At 42.3% G+C, this 20,759-nt stretch carries 15 protein-coding genes; 4 read left to right on the plus strand and 11 right to left on the minus strand.

The window, feature by feature from the left end; translation table 11 throughout:
* Positions 1-17 precede the first annotated feature (17 nt).
* From JMW94_RS04430 to JMW94_RS04440, 3 genes are all read right to left on the minus strand, one after another.
* Positions 18-1,403: a restriction endonuclease subunit S gene (locus JMW94_RS04430; protein WP_201601828.1), complete on the minus strand. Its 1,386-nt coding sequence runs from the start codon at positions 1,401-1,403 to the stop codon at positions 18-20.
* Entirely contained in the window at positions 1,403-3,793 is a 2,391-nt protein-coding gene (locus tag JMW94_RS04435) for a type I restriction-modification system subunit M (RefSeq protein ID WP_201601831.1), read from the minus strand. Before JMW94_RS04435 ends, JMW94_RS04430 begins: the two co-directional genes overlap by 1 nt.
* Positions 3,794-4,060: 267 nt before the next feature.
* Positions 4,061-4,477 carry a hypothetical protein gene (locus JMW94_RS04440; protein ID WP_201601834.1) on the minus strand — a complete coding sequence of 139 codons (417 nt, stop codon included), beginning with the start codon at positions 4,475-4,477 and terminating at the stop codon, positions 4,061-4,063.
* Positions 4,478-4,698: 221 nt separating this feature from the next.
* Between JMW94_RS04440 and JMW94_RS04445 the strand changes: the two genes are divergently transcribed.
* Complete coding sequence (locus tag JMW94_RS04445; protein WP_227685422.1) at positions 4,699-4,968, plus strand: contact-dependent growth inhibition system immunity protein; 270 nt, start codon at positions 4,699-4,701, stop codon at positions 4,966-4,968.
* A gap of 339 nt (positions 4,969-5,307) precedes the next feature.
* On the opposite strand, the gene JMW94_RS04450 is transcribed toward JMW94_RS04445, so the two are convergent.
* Entirely contained in the window at positions 5,308-5,676 is a 369-nt protein-coding gene (locus JMW94_RS04450) for a hypothetical protein (protein ID WP_109591524.1), read from the minus strand.
* Positions 5,677-5,711: 35 nt separating this feature from the next.
* Here JMW94_RS04450 and JMW94_RS04455 point away from each other — a divergent pair, with 35 nt between their 5' ends.
* Entirely contained in the window at positions 5,712-6,512 is an 801-nt protein-coding gene (locus JMW94_RS04455) for an NAD-dependent deacylase (RefSeq protein ID WP_201601840.1), read from the plus strand.
* Positions 6,513-6,640: 128 nt separating this feature from the next.
* Here JMW94_RS04455 and JMW94_RS04460 read toward each other — a convergent pair whose 3' ends face one another.
* The 4 genes from JMW94_RS04460 to JMW94_RS04475 form a co-directional block, all read right to left on the minus strand.
* Complete coding sequence (locus JMW94_RS04460) at positions 6,641-7,639, minus strand: adenosine deaminase (RefSeq protein WP_201601843.1); 999 nt, start codon at positions 7,637-7,639, stop codon at positions 6,641-6,643.
* Positions 7,640-7,850: 211 nt separating this feature from the next.
* Positions 7,851-8,375 carry a TPM domain-containing protein gene (locus JMW94_RS04465; protein ID WP_109591531.1) on the minus strand — a complete coding sequence of 175 codons (525 nt, stop codon included), beginning with the start codon at positions 8,373-8,375 and terminating at the stop codon, positions 7,851-7,853.
* A 63-nt stretch (positions 8,376-8,438) separates the two neighbouring features.
* Positions 8,439-9,602: a TPM domain-containing protein gene (locus tag JMW94_RS04470; RefSeq protein WP_201601870.1), complete on the minus strand. Its 1,164-nt coding sequence runs from the start codon at positions 9,600-9,602 to the stop codon at positions 8,439-8,441.
* A gap of 262 nt (positions 9,603-9,864) precedes the next feature.
* Positions 9,865-10,497, minus strand: coding sequence for a LemA family protein (locus tag JMW94_RS04475; protein ID WP_045456163.1), 633 nt, complete (start codon positions 10,495-10,497; stop codon positions 9,865-9,867).
* 1,198 nt (positions 10,498-11,695) lie between these two features.
* Here JMW94_RS04475 and JMW94_RS04480 point away from each other — a divergent pair.
* A complete protein-coding gene (locus JMW94_RS04480) occupies positions 11,696-13,243 on the plus strand; it encodes an alanine/glycine:cation symporter family protein (protein WP_055125213.1) in 1,548 nt (515 codons plus the stop codon).
* 355 nt (positions 13,244-13,598) lie between these two features.
* On the opposite strand, the gene JMW94_RS04485 is transcribed toward JMW94_RS04480, so the two are convergent.
* The 3 genes from JMW94_RS04485 to JMW94_RS04495 form a co-directional block, all read right to left on the minus strand.
* Positions 13,599-14,204, minus strand: coding sequence for a fasciclin domain-containing protein (locus tag JMW94_RS04485; RefSeq protein ID WP_201601873.1), 606 nt, complete (start codon positions 14,202-14,204; stop codon positions 13,599-13,601).
* Positions 14,205-14,387: 183 nt separating this feature from the next.
* Complete coding sequence (locus tag JMW94_RS04490; protein ID WP_201601877.1) at positions 14,388-15,338, minus strand: fasciclin domain-containing protein; 951 nt, start codon at positions 15,336-15,338, stop codon at positions 14,388-14,390.
* A 342-nt stretch (positions 15,339-15,680) separates the two neighbouring features.
* Positions 15,681-16,235, minus strand: a complete 555-nt coding sequence (locus JMW94_RS04495) for a fasciclin domain-containing protein (protein ID WP_201601880.1) — start codon at positions 16,233-16,235, stop codon at positions 15,681-15,683.
* A 560-nt stretch (positions 16,236-16,795) separates the two neighbouring features.
* On the opposite strand from JMW94_RS04495, the gene metH reads away from it, so the two are divergent.
* Entirely contained in the window at positions 16,796-20,584 is a 3,789-nt protein-coding gene (gene metH / locus JMW94_RS04500) for a methionine synthase (RefSeq protein ID WP_201601895.1), read from the plus strand.
* Positions 20,585-20,759 lie beyond the last annotated feature (175 nt).

Raw genomic sequence — 20,759 nt, forward strand, 5'->3', positions numbered from 1 at the left:
TTAATCTCTATTTACAGCTACTCAGGCGCTTGCCAGCCCCGCACATCGATCTTGCCTGTGACGGCGGCGGATATTAAAGCGGTACGGCGTTCACGGATTAGTTTGTCAAAACTAAGGGATTTAGAGATTAAGTCATCAATACCCTCTAGCTTCTCTTCAAGATAAGTTAGAATGTTTTTTTGCTCTTCAATACTCGGTAGTGATATTTTTAAGTTTTTAATATTACTCATGTTAAGAAAAGGTTGAACGTTAGAATTAGCCATTTCCATAAGAGTCTGATTCATTAAATGAAACATCAATACTAAATACTCTCCCTCAATCTTATTCTGATCAACCGAAACTTTACAACTACCTGTTGTCGATAATATAGCTTCTGGTATATCGCTCGGTAATAAACATGCATTACCTATTGTCCCAACTTTTGAGAATAAAACATCGCCAGGCTTTACAGAATGTCGCTTTAACTGTTCAAATTTTTGCTGGCGCATAAACTTTAAGTTATCGGAAGAAAAACCATTGTTAGTGATATTTACAGTTCTAATGACAGGAATACCATCATCTACATAATCTTCACTAGTGTTTACGCTCGAACCAAAAGGCCCGTCTACCATTGAGTCTTTTGCTCCAAGCACTATGTATTTTACGAAGCTAACTGTCCAATGCTCAGGTACTTCCCCCAACCATTCAACACCTGAATCTTTCATCGGCACATCAGGGTTTAAGCCTTTGGTCACCGCATGACTGATCACGGCTTGGCGCTTCTCTTTTAACAGTTGGATAAGGGTTTGCTGTTTTTCGATTAAGGTGTCGATTTGGGCAGTTTCGTAGTCGAGGAAATTAGCGATTCCCTCTTGCTCAACTCGCGTAGGTAGTAAAATATTAATTGATAAAAAATCTTCCTTAGCAATACTTTGCATGCTGCTACTAGCACCCTCTGCAAAATTTGAAATTTGATCTCTAAAGCCTTTGAGGTACATAAAATAATGAAGATATTTTGAGCTTTGAGTTTCCTCATCGTTATAGACAGTTTGCCATAAACGATCGGGAAGATAGAGGTTGCTGTAGTCCTCTTTGACGTAAACAGCAGCACCAACAAGATCAGGCGTATTCATTCGACTTATTATTATTGAGCCTGCTCTTACTGGGCACTTAACTCTACTCAACTCTTCTTCAAACACAGTCTTGTTTTCTTCGGCACGAAACTCTCTAGTGTAAACGCAACTTGTTTTTAGAACACCAAACTCTCCTTCCGATTTAGGGTAATCAGCAGCATTTACACTAACACCTGACTCAAGATTTTTTATTAAATACTTGAGCTTAGTCACCTGCCAACCTTGAGGCATTTCAGGGATCCAGATTACACCTGTAGGTTTATACTCTTCATACTGCTCGTATTTCGCCATTATGAATGCACCTCACCCAATAACTGCATAATCTCAGTGCTAACCGCATCCAAGTCTGCATCAATTTCAGCTAGCGGACGCGGTGGCTCATACACATAGAAGTGACGATTAAACGGAATCTCAAAGCCGACAATGCCGATATCTTCATCGATGGCATCTGTCTTGTCGCTATTGATCCACGCATCAGGCACATGCGGCTGTACTTCACGAGTGAAGTAACTTTCGATCAACTCAGTGGTGGTCACCTCAGGATTGAGCGGCACGTTTTCATAATCACGCAGATCGCTGTCCGTTTGGAACTCTACAATTTTGGTCTTGCTGGCAGGATCAGTATAGCTAAACGCTCCATAGAGTGGGTTAGCAACCTTGAGCGCTTTTTTAATGACCGGTTTGGCGTCCGGATTTTTCCATGTGATGGCATCCATCAGCTGTTTTTTCTCTCTGGTATCAAGATTAACATCAGCATCTTTTAACGCTTGCTTAAACACTTTTTCAAACTCATTAAAGTCATCGAATTGGTTTTCACCGATAGCCGCTTGCAAGGCTTTGGCTTTATTCATAATCTCAAGCTGATCTTGCCAAAGTTTGGAGTCAAGCACATCTTTGATTTGCTTTTCTTTTAGCTCAGAGAAGTCCGCCTTAATCATTGCACGCGCCTCTAAGATGACCGCTGATAAGTCGCCATAGCTGCTTGTCTCAGCATCGGTGTCGTGATCTTGCGTCCAGTCACTACCAAATGCCTCATATAACGCTGGCATGACCATATCGAACGGTTTGGAGGCGTAGCGAAGGGTTTCGATAGCCGCATCGGATAACTGCGCGGAGAGACGTAGCGGACGCTCAATGGTGATACGGCGATAGCCAAACTCATGGGCGGCAAATATCTTACTGGCAAAGGTTTTGGCAGGTTCCGCTTTTGGGCTTGCAGATTGGCGGCCACGATTGGATTTTACTTCCTCTGGCTTATCAAGTACGCGCGCATCGACCACCTCAAAGTTGCCGAAGCTTTTGGTAATGGTTTTAATATCATCTTCACTCATCTCATTACGCTTAGAGCCCAGTGATTTACGCATCTTGCTGTATAGATTGCTACCGTCGATCAATTGCACCTTGCCACGGCGCTCAGGCGCTTTCTTATTGCTTAATATCCAGATATAAGTAGCAATACCCGTGTTATAAAACATATCGTTTGGCAAGGCGATGATAGCCTCAAGCAAATCGGCCTCTAAGATGTAGCGGCGAATCTCACTCTCGCCACTGCCTGCGCCGCCAGTAAATAACGGTGAACCGTTTAAGATAATACCTATACGGCTGCCTTGATTGCTGTTTGTGCTGCTATCAGTGGCTTCATTCTCACCTTGCCCATGACTGGCAATCGGACGCACCTTGCTAATCAGATGCATCAAGAACAATAGCGAACCATCAGACACGCGCGGCAAGCCCGCCCCAAAGCGACCATCAAAACCTTTTTGCGTATGCTCGTCGTTGATCTCGCCTGATATCTTTTTCCAATCCACGCCAAACGGCGGGTTCGATAGCATGTAGTCAAACTTCTCAGCGACCAGCTGATCACTAGACAAGGTATTGCCCAGCTTAATGTTATTGACCTCTTGCCCTTTGATCAGCATATCGGCCTTACAGATTGCATAAGACTCAGGGTTGAGCTCTTGCCCATAGGTACGCATCACCGCGTCAGGGTTCAGCTCTAGCACGTATTCCATACCAGAGGACAGGAAGCCGCCTGTCCCCGCTGTCGGGTCATAAATGGTGCGAATAATGCCGTCTTTGGTCAGGGCATCATCATCTTCCATAAACACCAGTGAAGTCGTCAGGCGCACGATATCGCGCGGCGTGAAATGCTCCCCTGCGGTTTCGTTCGAGCTTTCAGCAAAACGGCGGATTAACTCTTCAAAGACAAAGCCCATTTCATGGTTAGAGATAGCGTTAGGGCTAAGATCAGTATTGGCGAACTTCTGCACCACTTTATACAGCAAGTTAGCATCGGCCAGTTGCCCGACAAACTCTTCAAATTTGAAGTGCTCAAATATCTCACGTGCGTCTTTAGAGAAAGATTGCACGTAGGTGTTTAAGTTGTCTTTGATATCGCTCTGACCCATCTTGCTCAAATCCATGGGCGAGGTATTATAAAACGCATGCTTGCTGGCACGGATGATGAACTTCTCTTGTGCTTCCTCTGGCAGACCTTTTTCAGCGATACGCTCACTCTCAGTAACCACAGCAGCCTTGGTGTCTGCTAATACACATTCTAGGCGGCGTAATAGCGTAAACGGCAGGATAATGCGGCCATATTGAGACTGCTTAAAGTCACCGCGTAATAGATCAGCGACAGACCAGATGAAAGCCGCTGTTTGAGAGAAGTTTTTGGTCATGGAGTTGTCTTATTTTTTGTTGGGCAAGGATAAAAATTTAGTAAAGTTCTCGAAATTATATCAGGTATATAGGTGAGTTACAGACATGGCAGGTGTTGAAGATAGAAAATTATTAAATGCCATATATAGCTAGAGTAATGATAGTTTATAGCAATCAACTACTCCTTAACGGGCACAATAAAAAACCCTATAGGTATCTAAATTGACACTTATAGGGTTACATCATATCTCGGCTTCATTACAGCCATTCACTTCATGTAGTGATGTTTAAAATTGTTGCTTCATGGCTATTTCTTCGAATAAAGCCTTATAGTCAACTTGATCAGTGACATTAACCACTGTTCCATTTACCATCGTAATGCCAAGTTTATTTCTATTGATAGAATTAGTTGGCACGAAGTTATCATCAAAACTGGCTTTCCATAGCCAGTTTACATCCACCCAATGCTCTACTTCGTTCAAAACTTCATAGTCATGACCTTCATAATGATTAACAACAGCACCAACCGCAATAATTCGATTATCATTATGGTACAACAACACAAGATCGCTTTTTTTAATCTTATCTACTTCGGATGCTCGATCATAATAGGCAGAGGCTTTATTTTGTCTTAACATATATTTGAAGCCGTTAGGATTGCCATTCTCTCCTTTTGTGTTCGTATTGACTAACCATGCTTTCATATTTTTCCACTTTTGTTTATGAATTAGCCGAAAAGTATACTGCTTATAAGCAATCCTGTGTAAGCTAATTTTTGTCCTAAACATTACATAAATTTAGGAGCGAAAAGCAGATAGCTATAATCACTAATCATTACTATCAAAAGACTCACTATTGCACGAAAACGTATGACCAAAAGAATTATTTACTAGGAAACATTATAATAAATACATTTATATATTTGATGGATGCTTACTTCTATCAAGATTGGCGGGCAGAGTATTCTGATCATAAAGCGAATGATAAGGACGTACTTATGCGTTTTGTGATTAAAGAGAATATAGAGATATTAAACAGCGTAGTTCAAGACCTTGAATATATACTAGCAAATGATCTAGCGACAACAGTTTTTGAAAATAATAGCTTTGACTTCGATCCAGTATTAAACGGTTATGCTAGTGAGCAAGCATGGATTGAGTCGGCTTATAAGATATTAATTGCTAAAATTAGATAAATTATTCTCACTATCATAATTATTTTGTAAGAGATTATGGTATTTTTCTACGGTTCAAACATAGAGTAACGATGACAAGATGTTGTACATATTGTTGTACATAAAATAAAATTTATATAAATTATCTATGTTAATCAATATGTTAAGACAATTGGTTGACTCCCGCCGAGCGCACCAATCATTGTATCGGTAATATTTGTTTCATCCTTCCCTAGTATTACCCTAAATCCTGAATACCCATTAACTCCGTACTCAAAATATTTGCGGATTTCGCCGTGCGTGCTCGTCTATTGATAGATAGTTTTCTTATATGATAGGCATTTCGCTTATAACACTCGCCTATTCTGCTTGCTGCAAATTAGCTGCTAGCTGGGCACGGTTGGGCACACGATGATAATTAATCACGGGCACGTTACCCAACAGGCGCTGACCTGAAGCAATTTTCTTATCCATCGTAATCATTGCAATTTTCCTGTCTTGTTTACTGAGCAATAAGTGATTGGTTTTGCGTGTGACTCGATAATCAGGAAAATACTGTTTAATCAGTACGGAGGTTTTTTGCAGGTCGTCATTAATAGGTTTTTTCACGCTTTTAGACGATTTATTATGAATTGTCTCACCCACTTTTACGCCGCGTGACTTTGCCAACAACCATAAAGCGGCAATAACAGCAAACAATATGACAAGCCACCAAATTCCATCTATCATTAGAAGAGATATCCATTATTAGCAAGGGTTGGCTCATGTTAGCAGAATTATCACCAGCGTTAATAGCAGAAGTAGAACTTGCTGCTAAATTATTGACATCCAAACAGCATATTTGTATCTTAACGGGTGCAGGGATTTCAGCAGAAAGTGGCATTCCAACTTTCCGAGATAAGCAAACAGGCTTGTGGGAAAACTATGGTATCGAAGACTTGGCGACACCTGAGGCTTTCACTCGTGATCCAAAACTGGTGTGGTCATGGTATCAATGGCGAAGGCAATTGGTCGCAGATAAAAAACCGAATCCTGCACATTTTGCCTTAGCGCAGTGGCAATACCATACTCAGTCGTCCAACCAATCATTAACGCTTATCACTCAAAATGTTGATGATTTACATGAGCAAGCTGGCAGTACGGTAACTCATTTGCATGGCAATCTGTGGCATAACCGCTGTAGTCAATGCGAGACAGTCTGCCAAAGTCAATCGAGGGGTTCGTATCATAGCGAGGATACAATCAATTTTGATGACACACTGATGACCTGTCGCCATTGCGATGGCTATATCAGACCAGATATCGTTTGGTTTGGCGAAGCATTACCAGTACAAGCATGGCAAACGGCAGAAGATGCGGCGGCGAATTGCGAGGTATTTATCAGTATTGGTACCTCCAGTTTCGTCTATCCTGCCGCTGCACTCGCACAGTCAGCGAAACAAAATGGTGCCAAAATTATTGAGATAAATCCCAATCCAACGCCGAATACTATTGTGGATATCACCTTAGCAGAAAAAGCTGGTGTGATTATGCCGTTATTAATCCAGAAAATCACTGCGCTGTAGTCGCTTGAACCTAGGTTGCTTGAACTTAAGTCGCTTGAACCTAAAAAGCATACCGTGTAAAAAAGAAAAGGCTTAACGATTGATATCAACCGTTAAGCCTCGGATACTAAAACCTAGTCATAGTTGATTTACTTTAGCGCCAGATCAACTTTCGCCAAATATGCTGCTTTTAATTCATCACTAATAAATGAAGCATTAAAGGAGTTCTTTACCAAAGTAACAACATCGTCTTCTGTTAGCGGTAAATTTTCGCATATATTTATAAAGTTCTGATTCATATAACCTTTGAAATAGGCTGGATCATCAGAGTTTATGGTGATGTTTAGACCATAATCTAGCAGCTCTTTGATATTGTGTTCTTTGTAATTATCAAAGACTTTCAGCTCAATATTTGAGTTCGGGCAAACGGTCAGCGGCATTTGCTCGTCTTTCAGTCTTTGCATCAACTCTGGGCTTTTTATCGATTGCACACCATGATCGATTCTATTGATATTTAATAAGTCCAGTGCTTCATAAATGTACGAAAAATCTGCCTCTTCACCAGCATGAGCGACCAGCTTAAAACCTGCTTCTTTAGCTTTTTTGAACACATCCTTGAATTTTGATGGTGGATTGCCCAGCTCTGATGAATCAAGACCGACACCGATGATGTCATCTTTGAATACCAGTGCTTGCTCTAAGGTCTCAAACGCTTCTTCTTGTGATAAATGCCTTAGGAAACACATGATAATACAAGAGGTGATACCATATTTTTCTTTGGCATCTGCAAGCGCTTCTTTGATGCCTGTTATCACCACTTCAAAAGGTATGCCTCGTTCAGTATGCGTCTGCGGGTCAAAAAATATCTCTGTGTGAATGACGTTATTTTCAACACACTTAAGTATATATTCCCACGTTAAATCATAAAAATCGTCTTTAGTGATCAGGACATTTGCGCCTGCATAGTAGATATCTAAAAAGGTTTGCAAGTTGGTGAAGTTGTAGGCGTTGCGCACATCTTCTATGTTTTTATAGGGAATCTCTATCTGGTTCTTTTTGGCCAATCTAAACATCAGCTCAGGTTCTAGTGAGCCTTCAATATGTAAATGCAGCTCAGCTTTTGGTAATTTCTTTATTAAATCAATCATAGGATTCCAGTGACGGCTTTTTGTAGTAGAGTACTTTTGAGAAGTGCTTTTGAGAAGCGCCTTTATAAATGCAAAGCCTGTATAGACGCTTGAGCAATATATCAGTCACCCTCGATTTCTAGAGGCGCTATTATATTGTAATTGATGCCAAAACCCTATAAAAGAACACGATGCTAGCAAAATAACAAGCCATCAGATTCCCTCATCTACGTTACTTCAAAAACACCACAGTATCAGACAACTCGTTACCCGCTGGATCCTGCTCCAAATGATAATACTGACGCAGCACTTGCCCAACTTCATCTAACAATTCAGCCAAGCTTTCTTCGGTTTTTTGATTGGCAATACCTGACACGGCCTTATCACACATCGCCCGCCAAACGGTGGGGCTGACATGAGCACTGATACCACGATCAGCTACGATCTCTAACTGATGCTCGCAAATATTGACATACACCAAGACGCCCGTATTCTCCTCAGTATCCCAAACTCGATACTCACTAAACAGCTCAATCGCACGTTCGCGACAGCCAATATAATACGCCTCTTGAATCGGCAGATGGTTTTCTACAATCAAAAACACCTCACCCCGATGCCCTCGCTCTGCATGGGTCACCTCGTCTGTTAAACGTGCTTTGGCCGCTGCTGTTAACCATTTACTATGCAATATAGGAATAAATAAGACTTGACGCCACCAGCGGGCAAAACTGGGATTTGACGCGTTGTTTTCTGACATTTTACTATTTCCTCAAATACGTCATTGCTGACGGTCGTTTAGTATCCGTTTTTACTTAAGCATCTACCAAGAGCCACCAGCACCGCCGCCGCCAAAACCACCGCCGCCACCACCGAAGCCGCCGCCGCCGAAACCACCACCTCCAGAGCCGCCGCCACCGCCCATACCAGGTAGGAATATCATACCGCCGCCTCTACGACCGCCGCCAGATCCACCTTTACCACCGCCGCCGCCACCTCGTGAAATCAAAAATAGCCATAAGAATATAGCCATAATAACGGTCATAAAAAAACCACCGCCTAAGGCTAACGATCCCGCAAAAAACCCACCAGCAGTAATAATAGAACCAAATACACGACCAAAAATACTGGTAATAAAGCTTCCAAATATCATCGCCATAATAAATAAAAATATGGGCGATGGTAGCTCGTCTGAACCTTGTTGTGCACTACGCTCGGCTGCTTGCGCATCGGCACGAGCCAATACCTCAGGATCAGCAGTCAGCCGCGTTTTGAGCGCGTCAACGCCAGCTATTATCCCAGCGCCATAGTTATTTTGCTTAAATAACGGCGTGATATCTTCACGAATAATACGATTGACGGCAGCATCTGGTAAGACACCCTCTAGTCCGTAACCCGTCAAAATGTACATATCACGGTCATTGACGGCGACTACCATGAGTAAGCCATCATCAATGTCTTTATTGCCCAGCTGCCATTTCTCAGCTACTTGTAGAGCATAGTCAAAGATAGGAACACCATTGGTCGTAGGAACGATAACCACCGCTGCTTGCGCAAGACCTTGCTGATAAATATTTCTAAGCTGCGCCTCTAGACGCTGTTTTTCTTGCGGATTTAGGATATTGGCCTGATCAACGACAGGATTATTTAATATGAGCTTATCGGCATCGACACTGGGTGCATTTGACTGTATAGGAGAAGGATTTGCGGCTGTTGACCCAGCTGTGGCATCATTATTAGCCACATTAGGGTTGATCGCCTCATTGCCTAAAATGGCATCATTGATTGCATCATTACCCAATACAGCGTCATTGATCGCTTCATTAGACTCGCCCGCTTTGGCAATCGCTACCAAGTCCTCAACACTACGACTTTGCATGTCTGAGGTGCTATCAATGGCTTCATTAGGCGCAGCATACAACACAGGCGCACTACTGACGCTGAGTGTGAACAGTAATACTGATAGGATTGCTTTTGAATTGTTCATCTAATCTATACCACCTCAAGTGACATCTGTACTGAGTGAATCTACGTGATACCATTCACAAAAATTAGCATAGCAAAAAAACCAAATTTGACATAGCTAATCGTACTTTTTGGATTTGGTATTAAGTCTAATAGGCATTCATATCCATCAATACCTTTAAAAATGTGGCTAAGCAAACTAGTGGCTAACTAAGCTAAACGATAAAAATGTAAACAAACAGAGCGGCAAATCCCGCTCTGTTTTCATCTCTATTTAATCACCACTACTCAGCTGTCGCTGACTTATCATCACCGAAGTCAACACTTGGTGCGGTTGAAATAGCATCTTCATTCGCCACGCTAAAGTTTGGCTTGGCATTCATACCAAATACTTTTGCTGTAATGTTGGTTGGGAATTGGCGCACCGTCGTATTATAGCTTTGCACTTCTTGAATATAACGGTTACGAGCGACGGCAATACGGTTTTCAGTGCCTTCGAGCTGGGCTTGTAAGTCTTGGAACAAAGCATCTGACTTTAACTCAGGATAACGTTCAGAGACAGCCATCAAACGTGATAGTGCACCTGTCATCTGTTCCTGTGCCGCTGCATAACGCTCCATCGCTTCTGGATCATTCAGTACTTCTGGCGTCACAGTAATGCTACCAGCACGAGAGCGTGCCTCAGCTACTTGAGTAAACACTTCTTGTTCTTGCTCAGCGTACTGCTGCACGACTTTGACTAAGTTTGGCACCAAATCAGCGCGGCGTTGATATTGGTTCACCACTTCTGACCACGACGCGGTAACTTGCTCATCTTGAGCCTGCAGGTTGTTGTAGCCACAACCGCTTAGACCGACGGTAGACGTCGCTAACACGGCCGCGAGCAATATGGGTTTTACAATTGATTGACGCGTCATCATTGTTTCTCCTAATAATGGTAAATAATAAATAGCCAGTAACACTTTTTTGATAATTTTTTAAAGCTTGTATTTTGAAGCTGATAAATGAGGTCATGCAAATGTATGTCTATTTATATTAAAGCCGTATATTTTTTATAATAAAGGCACATCACTTGTATTAAAGCCACACTAAACATAAGAACAGCAGTTAATGGGTACGATAGCAATCGTATGCCGCTCTACTGGAGTCTCTTCTTATCAACGATAACGAAACTATAGGATAAGATATTTTACACAATGATGGCGCTATCTCAGTATTTTTACAATTAGCCGTTACCAAAACACAACCGCAAAACCACACTGCTATCCCATGACTATTGCTCGTTTTTATTACCTGTCATTGATAACATCTACATCACAAATATCATCGAACCACTGGCATTATCTTTACTCCATACCTTGTCCAGTATAGAGGAGTGACAGATAAGCGATGAATAACCGCTCTATTTTTGTGTAGTCGATGTGGCTTTATCTATTGATTCGATATCTAACAACGGTCAAAACATGCGATATTTTATCGTTATTTGTAGTCATATCTGCCTGACTCAATATGAATATATATGCTTCTGTACAAAGAAAATTCTAGTAATTACTACAAAAATATGGCAAATTGCAGTTACGTAGCCGTACGGTTTGAATACATTTGGTAGTGGACTTATGGCTTGATTAGTATTAGCGAGTTGTTGATTTCTATGTAAAATATTACTCAGTTATTAGAGATTCGCTTAATCGTTTCAATCAGCCACACCAACCCTGTAGTCAATCGATACTGCTCACAAAAAGTTGAATGCTATCGGCATGATAAGTATTTAATATTATAACCGCCTGTTTTATCCACTGGTCTACTGAACATTCATCTCAGATATTAAGTGATAGGATAAATGTCGCAGTAATTGAGACAGCTTACGCCTTGCAACTATGCTGATACACATACCATCGGTAATAAGCATAAGCAAACCGTCAATATTACTGATAAACCAAGCGGATAACTACAGACAACTACAGTCCATTCTTAGTGGCTAAGCGCGTATGAGACTTAACGGATATACATGAGTCGATGTAGATAATTTAACTGCTTAACTTAAATAAGTAAGTTAACCAGTTAGCTTACTCCTAGCATACAGAGCCACTTTGAGACAGTACTAGGAATATACATATGGAAGGTTTAGTTAACTTAGTAAACGGAATTATCTGGAGCCCCGCACTGATCTATCTGTGCTTGGGCGCGGGCCTATTTTATTCCATTATGACGCGCTTCGTACAAGTGCGTCTGTTCGGTGAAATGATCAAATTACTCTTTACTGGTAAATCTAGTGATCAAGGTATTTCATCATTTCAGGCACTTGCCGTATCACTTGCAGGACGCGTGGGTATGGGTAACATCGCTGGGGTAGCTGCGGCTATCGGCTTCGGTGGCCCAGGTGCCGTATTTTGGATGTGGGTCGTGGCCTTCTTAGGCGCATCGACTGCTTATGTTGAGTCTACGCTCGCACAGATTTATAAAGAAAAAGACGTCATCACTGGCGAATATCGCGGTGGCCCAGCTTACTATTTTGAGCGCGCACTTGGCCAAAAATGGTATGGCATCCTCTTTGCAATCTCATCTATCCTCGCTTGTGGTATATTTTTACCAGGTGTACAGGCAAACGGCGTTATCAATGCTTTCGCACAGGTAATGGGCGAAGGGTCTGTTATGAGCATTGGCGCCTTAGAAGTTGGCTCAATGCGTCTAGTAGCCTTAGCCATTATCCTTGTGGTATTAGGTATTATCATCTTTGGTGGTATCAAGCGTATCGCAACGTTTACCGAGTATGCCGTTCCTTTTATGGCATTGGGCTATATCGTTCTTGCACTAATCATCATGTTTACTAACTTTGATATGATTCCACAAGTATTCGGTCTAATCGTTAGCGATGCATTTACTGCTCAAGCAGGTTTTGGTGCAGCGATTGGTTGGGGCGTAAAACGTGGTATTTACTCAAATGAAGCAGGTCAAGGTACAGGTCCTCATGCTGCTGCTGCTGCTGAAGTTGAGCACCCATCACAGCAGGGTTTGGTTCAGGCATTCTCAGTATATGTCGATACCCTATTAGTATGTTCTGCTACTGCCTTCATGATCCTAACAATGGGTACTTATAACATTCAAGGAACATTACCAGACGGTCAGTTCATCGTACAGAATGTCGCTGCTACCACTGAAATCAACGCCCCTGCATTCACGCAAATGGCGATGGAATCTGTTTATGGTGGTTTTGGTAACACCTTTATCGCTATTGCTGTCTTCTTCTTTGCCTTTACCACTATCTTGGCTTACTACTACATCGCTGAAGTGAACGTTGCTTATCTAACGCGCTTTGTTGGTCGCAGTGCCAACAAGACTGGTCTATTCTTAGTCAAAATCTTAATCATGGTGATGGTTGCTTACGGCGGCCTAAACTCAGCTGGCTACATTTGGGCTATTGGTGATATTGGTGTTGGGCTTATGGCTTGGTTGAACATCGTTGGTATTTTGGTCATCTTCATTGTGGCTCGTCCAACACTTACCATGCTAAAAGACTATGAAGCACAGCGTAAAGCAGGTGTTGAGCGCTACAGTTTTGATCCTGCAAAATTCGGCATCAAAAACGCCCCTTATTGGGAAGAGCGTCATCTAAAAGAGCAACAAAGAATGGCAGCAGATCCACTACGTAAAGAGCATAAGTAATATTCTATAACGTAGCTATTATTCTTTAACATAATTGTTATTCAAACTTCTAAAACAAAAGCCCGAAACAATCGTTTCGGGCTTTTTTGTTTCAAACCTTTGCATTCATAAGCCTTCAATAGATATCTTACATAAGTCATCATTACTCTTTAAACTTGCATTAGTGTGAACCAATGAGAGGCTCATTTATCTTACTCTCCATTACATTGAACCGTTTTCATGCGACTGACTTATATCAATGCTATGGTAAACATTAGGTATCCCCCAAACGCAAAAAAGCCCAGCTCAATAGCTAGGCTTCTTCGACGTCATTATTTAAATAATTAATCATCAATAAAGAGGCTATAGAAACAACTTACTCAGGCATCAATACTGCATCGATAGTGTGAACCACGCCGTTCGTTGCCATGATATCTGTACCAGTAATATTAGCCGTGTTACCAGTCGCATCAGTGATGACATTAGCATCGCTAATATTGATAGTAGCACCATTTACAGTAGCAACATCAGTACCATAAGGAATGTCAGCTGCCATAACAATCATAGGTACTACGTGATACGGAAGTACTTTTTTCAGTAGATCTGTATCGGCTAATAGCTCTTCTTTAGTAACGCCTAGCTTCTCTAACACAGGAGCAAATGCATCATCAGTTGGTGCAAATACCGTATAAGTCCCAGCATCCATCATCATTGTATCTAAGCCAGCAGCTTGTAATGCAGCCGTTAGAATCGTTAGATTTTCGTTGCCAGCTGCTATTTCAGCAATGCTTTGCGTCGCAGCAGTATCGGCCATTGGATCGGCTTCAGTCATTGGCTCAACTTCGGCAACAGGCTCTACAACCACTTCTTCAGTAGTCACTTCAGGCTCAACAGGATCAGTAACTGCTTCTTTATCATTACAAGCGGCTAATGACATGGCAGCTGTAACGACAGCAATAGAAAGTAAGTTTTTCTTCAACATAAGTATTTCCTTATAAAGAGATGGTCTGTTAAGTGACTTGTTTGACAAATAACTTAACCCAGTTAATGTATATAACAGCGAACCACTTATCTGTTGCAAATGATAGCAACTAAACAATAGTAATAATGTCGCCTCTGCTATACCAATAACTATAATTTTAACTGATTAATTTCGGATTAATGCTTACTTAGGTAGCAACACTGTATCGATCACGTGTACAACTCCATTGTTCGCTTGTATATTCGCGGTCACGATATTAGAGGTACGATTTCTCTCGTCGGTAATTTGTTTTTTATCGTCAAATGTGATGCTGCTGCCTTCTAGCATCTCTTGACTGCCTGCCATAATTTCAGAGGCAAAGACGCGATCGTCTTCAATCACATGATAGGTGAGCACCTTCGTCAACAACGGCTTATCTTGTAATAGCTGTTCTTTACTTATATCAAGTTCAGCTAATAATTTAGCAAAAGCGGCATTGTTTGGTGCAAAGACGGTAAGGTCAGCATCTTCATCAGCGAGGGCATCAGCCAATCCTGCTGCTACCACCGCTTCTTTGAGGATACTGAGATCCTCTGTGGCAACGGCCAGATCCACTATAGACTTGTCAGTAGGTAACAGTACGTCGTCAATGAGGTGAATGACGCCATTAGTGGCCAATACATCTGTTTTGACAATTTCAGAGGTATCCCCACTTGCATCCATAATGACATTGGCATCACTAATAGAGAATGCTTGACCATTGATTGTTTCGATACTGTCGCCATAAGGAATGTCAGCAGCTTTGACTGTCATATTGGGAATAACATGATAAGTTAAGACCATGGTTAATAGCTCTTTGTCAGCCAATAACTCTTCTGATGTCACATCAAGCTCTTCCAATAATTCAGCGAATGCAGCATCAGTAGGTGCAAATACAGTAAATTCGTCCTCTGATGACATCAAAACTTTATCAAGTCCAGATGCCTTTAACGCAGCGTTAAGAATGGTTAAATCTTTATTTTCAGCAGCAATTTCTGCAATATTTTGTGTTGGCGCTTCTACAACAACTGAAAAATCATTGTCGTCGTCATTACAAGCGGCTAGCGGCAAAACGGTCATGGCAAGCGCCAGAGATAATAGGGTTCTTTTTAGCATGAGTATATCCTTATGTATGAGTCCAAATGGACCATCTACTTTGTCAGTAGCATCCGTCGAATGATTTAAATTGTTAAATGATCAAAGCTTTCAACAAGAAACAAAGATGACTGTCGTTTATTGTCGTAGTGTTAAACAATAATGATGACACGCTTAAAAAATAGCTCAAACATTCTAAATGCCAGCAGTGTCATCTAAAGGAGCTTCATCTAAAACCGTTAGCAATTAAAATAGCGTGTATTTAACAATCATGTCATCAAAGACGGTAGCTGGTACTCATACCAACTGCATCATACAAAGTAATAGGGATATAATTCTTTAGCTGTAATTTTGAGATCAATCTTATTTGGGCAGTAATACTCTATCGATAACATGTACTACGCCGTTATTAGCAGCAATATCGGTTTTTATGATATTGGTAGTACGACCATTTTCATCCATCAATTTGCCCTGATTGGTGACCATCAGAGTATCTTTACTGAACATAGTAATATTGCCCGGTTTAACGTCTTTCGCATATACTGGCGCAGCACCGTTAATCACGTGATAGCCTAAAATCTTAGTCAATAGTGGCTTGTTGGCAAATAGTTGTGCTTTGCTCATGCCTGTTTCTTGCAGGGCTTGTACAAATGCGGCATTGGTCGGCGCAAATATTGTATAGTTTGCATTCGGGTTAGACAAAGCACCCGCCAAATCTGCCGCTACGACGGCTTCGACCAGTAGCGAGAAGTCAGGATTACTTTGGGCAACTTGTACCACGTTCATTTTCGCCATAGATTGACTGTGCATAGGCGCTTTCATGGCTGCGCTTTTGCTTGGCATCATATTATTACAAGCGCTTAAACCAGCGATTGAGAGTGCTAATGTACCGATGGTAGCAATTTTAGTAAGCTTCATAACATTATCCTTAATGATTAAGTATTTATTGACTGTTCTATAACTGTCTTGCAGATTAGATCGTCTTCCCTTATAGCAAATACTAGCGCTAATAATAGTGGTAAATGTTAGATGTCACTAATACAACTATTAACATTTACTAGTAAGTTTTGCTTATGAAACATCAATCCTTCTGAAATTAAATTAACATATAACTAAGCTTTATCAATTCCTCTTTACGCAACTTTTTGTAGTACAGGTGTAAACTCTGTCTGACTTTTAAGCACAATCGTTGTGCTTTCATTTATAGAAACAAAGCTTTATGTAATCTTTAAGCGAAATGATATTCATTTGTTCCTAATCGCTTAATGGCATAAACTTTGAACATCATGCTCACTCAATCAACAGGCAGATTTTTTGTCTAGCATATTGCCAAAGAGGAATAAGTACTGTCCCACGTGAGGTATAATTTTCATGCTAGAATAATGCGGATTTGCCCACGCCTTTTATGAATGTTGCACGCTATTTATTATTCTTATTACTTCCCCTTTTATAACATTGACGATATAAGCAGCGCTCCTATGACTCAAACGATGACTTCTCAATCTGCTCCTACTTCTAGTCCATCATCCGCTGATGACTTTATTTTAACGCCACCTGCCGTGTTTCCTTATAAAGAGCAGCAATTGACGGCACGTGCACGTATCACCGAGCAAATGGCATCACGCATCTTGATGTTAGATGGGGCGATGGGTACACAGATTCAGACCTATAAATTAGAAGAAGCAGATTATCGTGGTGAGCGTTTTGCCGATATCAGTCAAGACGTACGCGGCAACAATGATTTATTGGTACTGACACAGCCGCACATGATTAAAGACATTCATCACGATCATCTGCTAGCTGGTGCCGATATCATCGAGACCAATACCTTTAACGGTACGCGTCTGTCGATGGCTGACTACGATATGCAGTATCTAGTGCCTGAGCTGAATAAGACAGCCGCCAAGATTGCACGCGAAGCGGCGGATGAATTTACGGCAAAAACACCTGAGAAACCGCGTTTTGTCGCTGGTGTCGTAGGGCCAACTTCACGCACGTGCTCGCTATCACCGGACGTCAATGACCCAGCTTTTCGTAACATTACCTTTGACGAATTGGTACTAAATTACCGTGAAGCGACTTTATGCCTGATAGAAGGTGGTGTTGATCTCATCCTCATCGAAACAATATTTGATACGCTCAATGCCAAAGCTGCAATCTTTGCCATCACAGGCGTGTTTGATGATATTGGTTTTGAATTACCAATTATGATTTCGGGTACCATTACCGATGCCTCAGGTCGAACGCTATCAGGTCAAACCGCCGAAGCCTTTTATAACTCAATTCGCCATGCCAAGCCATTATCGGTTGGCTTTAACTGCGCATTAGGCGCTGATGCGCTGCGTCCGCATATCCAAACGCTGTCGAACATTGCTAATACCTATGTATCAGCGCATCCGAACGCAGGTCTGCCCAACGAGTTTGGTGAATATGATGAAACAGCCGAACAAACCGCTGCCCTACTCGAAGGCTTTGCCAAAGCGGGTATTTTAAACATCGTTGGTGGCTGTTGTGGTACGACGCCTGAGCATATCCGTCAAATCGCTAAAATGGTGGCAAATTATCCACCGCGCGTCGTTCCAGATATCCCACCTGCCTGCCGTTTATCGGGGCTTGAGCCATTTACTATTAATTCTGATAGCTTATTTGTCAACGTCGGTGAACGTACCAACGTGACAGGCTCTAAAAAGTTTTTACGCTTGATTAAAACCGAAGCCTATACCGAAGCACTCGATGTGGCGCGAGATCAGGTCGAAGGCGGCGCGCAAATCGTCGATATCAATATGGACGAAGGCATGCTCGACTCCAAGCAAGCGATGATTCATTTCGTCAACTTGGTGTCTGGTGAGCCTGATATCAGCCGCGTACCGCTGATGATTGACTCGTCTAAATGGGATATCATCGAAGAAGGTCTTAAGCGTATCCAAGGCAAGTCCGTCGTCAACTCTATCTCATTAAAAGAAGGTCATGCTGAGTTCGTTGAGCGTGCCAAACTTTGTATGCGCTACGGTGCCGCCGTTATCGTCATGGCATTTGATGAAGACGGTCAAGCCGATACTTACGAGCGTAAGATTCAGATTTGTCAGCGCAGCTATGATGTGTTGGTCAATGAAGTTGGTTTCCCATCAGAAGACATTATCTTTGACCCGAACATTTTTGCGGTCGCCACCGGTATCACTGAGCACAATAACTACGGTGCTGATTTCATTAACGCCACTAAATGGATTACTGAAAACCTACCCAATGCCATGGTATCGGGCGGTGTGTCTAACGTGTCGTTTAGTTTCCGTGGTAACCCGATTCGTGAAGCCATCAACTCGGTGTTTTTATTCCATGCGATTACCAATGGCCTGACGATGGGTATCGTCAATCCTGCCATGCTTGAGTTATATGATGATATTCCAAAGGAAGCTCGTGACGCCATCGAAGATGTGATGCTCAATCGGAACCAAGGTGAGAGCGGTCAAGACGCCACCGAACGTCTGATGACTGTGGCTGAGAACTACCAAAACGGTGGTAAGAAAAAAGACAGCACCGTTGATATGAGCTGGCGCGAAGGCACGGTAGAAGAACGCATCGCCCATGCACTGGTCAAAGGCATCACTACCTTTATAGAGGCCGATACCAAAGAAGCATGGGAGAAATACCCCAAGCCGCTAGAAGTCATCGAAGGGCCATTGATGGACGGGATGAACATCGTCGGCGACTTATTTGGTGCCGGTAAAATGTTTTTACCACAAGTGGTGAAATCTGCGCGAGTGATGAAACAATCCGTTGCATGGCTAAATCCGTATATCGAAGCAGAAAAAGTCGAGGGTGAAAAGAAAGGCAAAATCCTCATGGCGACCGTCAAAGGCGATGTCCATGATATCGGTAAAAACATCGTCGGCGTGGTGCTAGGCTGTAACGGTTATGATATCGTCGATCTAGGCGTCATGGTGCCGTGTGAAAAAATCCTCGATACCGCTATCGCAGAAGAAGTCGATATCATTGGCTTATCAGGTCTGATTACCCCAAGTCTCGATGAGATGGTCTATGTCGCCAAGCAAATGCAAGAGCGCGGCATGACGTTACCCTTGATGATTGGCGGTGCAACGACCTCCAAAGCGCATACCGCGGTCAAAGTCGAGCCACAATACCAAAATGATGCCGTCATCTATGTATCTGATGCCTCACGCTCAGTCGGTGTAGTCACCAAACTGCTCTCCAAAGAACACCGTCAAGCGCTTATCGATGAAACTCGCGAAGAGTATGTCAAGGTACGTGAACGCCTTGCTAAGCGTCAACCAAAGGCGGCGAAGGTCACGTATGCCGAATCGGTCAAAATTGGCTTTCAGTATGATTGGGAAAACTATGTGCCACCAGTCCCCAATAAGCTGGGGCAAGTGATATTTGATGACTATCCAATCGCTAACTTGCTGCCTTATATCGACTGGACACCATTCTTTATCTCTTGGGGTCTGGTCGGTAAGTATCCGAAAATATTGCAAGATGATGTAGTCGGCGAAGCGGCACGCGATTTGTTCGATAATGCCAATGAGCTGATGCAAAAGATGATTGATGAAAAATTAATCGTCGCCAAAGGGGTGTTCAAACTTATGCCAGCTCGCCGTACGGGTGCCGATACCGTTACTGTCTATGACCGTACTACTAAAGGCGGCGCAGCAGAATATCAATTCGAGCACTTACGTCAGCAAAGCGACAAGGCCAGCGGCAAGCCTAACTTTAGCTTGGCAGACTTTATCTCACCATCTAACACCCACACTGACCACTTGGGCGGCTTTACCGTCTCTATCGTCGGTACAGAAGCACTGGCTGAAAAGTACAAAGCAGCAGGTGATGACTATAATGCCATCATGGTGCAGGCATTGTCTGATCGCTTAGCTGAAGCCTTTGCTGAGCATCTGCATGAGCTCATCCGTAAAGAGTATTGGGGCTATCAACCGACTGAATCACTCACTAATGATGAGATGATCAAAGAGAAATACGTGGGTATCCGCCCTGCGCCTGGCTACCCTGCCTGCCCTGAGCATACCGAAAAAGGCAAATTGTTTGATTGGCTCGGTACGGTAGATGCGATTGGTACAACGCTAACCGAAAGCTATGCGATGTGGCCTGCGTCATCGGTCAGCGGATTCTATTACTCGCATCCTGACAGTGAGTATTTCAACGTCGGTAAGATAAGCCGTGATCAGTTAGAGAGTTATGCTGAGCGTAAAGGCTGGGATATGAAGACTGCTGAGAAGTGGTTAAATCCGAATTTATAGGAACTTGAAACTCAGTTAACGCTTAAACAATTTATAGTTATTTTTTGGCTTACTTATTTAATAATAAGTAAGCCATTTTTTATAGCATTCTATTTTGCCTACCATCAACAAACTTATCGCTACGTTCATAGAAAAATACTTTTATCATTTACTGATAAAAACCATGCTAGATTAT

Source organism: Psychrobacter immobilis, from assembly GCF_904846185.1.
GTDB classification, from domain to species: Bacteria; Pseudomonadota; Gammaproteobacteria; order Pseudomonadales; family Moraxellaceae; genus Psychrobacter; species Psychrobacter immobilis_B.